This window comes from Microvirga sp. P4_G7 (assembly GCF_056401005.1).
The window spans coordinates 1-1,248 of the sequence record NZ_JBFUKD010000894.1 but is presented as its reverse complement, the minus strand read 5'-3'; the positions used below and the strand labels follow the sequence as shown (position 1 = coordinate 1,248).

Below are 1,248 nucleotides of genomic sequence, written 5' to 3'. Positions count from 1 at the left end.
GTGTCTCCCAGCTTGCGACCGCATCGAGGATCGATCGATCGACACCAATGGTCTTGTATCGGTTGAAAGACGCCGCCACGTCGGCCGAGGTCATAGCCTTGCCGTTGTGAAACGTGATGCCGGGGCGGAGCTTGAACGTGTATGTCAGCCCATCGCTTCCCTCCTCCAGGGACTCGGCGAGCTCGAGCATCGGGTTCATTTTCTCGTCACGCGTGATCAGCGTTTCGAACACGTTCATGCCGATGTTGCGCGTGGCCGTGGAATTGGACGCGTGCTGATCGAGGCTCGGCACACGAGCTTCGAGCGCGAATGCGAGATCGCCACCTTTTTGCGGGCATTGGAACGGCGTTTGCGCCAAGGCAGCGCCGCTCAGCAACGTGAATGACAGGGCAGTCAGAACGCTCGTCGTGTTCTTCGGTAAACAGAAAGTCATCATGGAATGGTCCTCCGGGATCCTCTGTTGTTGCCCATCTGTTGGGACGCTAGGCAGCGTCCGCGCGGGCGTCTCTCATTGGAAGCAAGTCATCGTGGGTGGGTGTTCTCCTTCATGATTGAACGGGACGATGGGCCGCGCTGCTGTCGGCGGCTGGAATTGATGAGCGGTGAGCGGAGAAGGTGACGGGCAGAACGCGCTCGCGAAATGGAAAGCGTCCCTGAGACAGCCGCTCCAGCATCGCTTCCCCCGCGGCTTCGCCAATCGAATAGGCGGGAGAGAAGACGGTGGTGAGCTCCGGTGCGGCGTAGCGCCAAAACTCGAGACCGTTGAAGCCCGTCACGCGCACGTCCTCCGGAACGCGAAGGCCTCGGCCCTGGAGAAGCTTCATCCCGGCTATCGCCATCTGATCGTTGCCGCCGATCAGCACATCGGGCGTTCCGTGCTGCTCGATGTGTTCTGCGAAAGCCGCTTGCGTCGCCGAGAAGCCCTCGTCACCGCAGCGCACGACATGCAGCGCTGGCTGAACGGGAAGAGTTTTGAGCACGTCCCGAATGCCGATCTCTCGGCGCTTGATGGCGGGCCACTCTGCCGTCGGAACCAGCATCGCCGCCTGCCGCACCGGTCGCTCGAACAAGTGCTCCGCTACCGCGCGTCCGCCCGCTCGGTCGTCCTGCATGACGCAGGCGCCGTCTTCGATGTCTGCCGGAAGCTTTTCCTGCAAGAGAAGAACCGGTTGTCCGAGCGCCCTGACGCGCTCCATCACGCCGCGCCGCTGCGCCGCGGTGCCGGACAGCATCAGGCAGATACCATCG

Annotated in this window: 2 protein-coding genes; both read right to left on the bottom strand. The window is 62.4% G+C overall.

From position 1 onward, the window contains the following. Positions 1–436, bottom strand: a 436-nt coding sequence (locus tag AC1DT3_RS21705; RefSeq protein WP_477467252.1) for an ABC transporter substrate-binding protein, incomplete at its 3' end; no start/stop codon positions are given. Positions 437–545: 109 nt separating this feature from the next. Continuing rightward, the coding region (locus AC1DT3_RS21700; RefSeq protein ID WP_477467251.1) for a LacI family DNA-binding transcriptional regulator at positions 546–1,248 on the bottom strand (703 nt) is incomplete at its 5' end.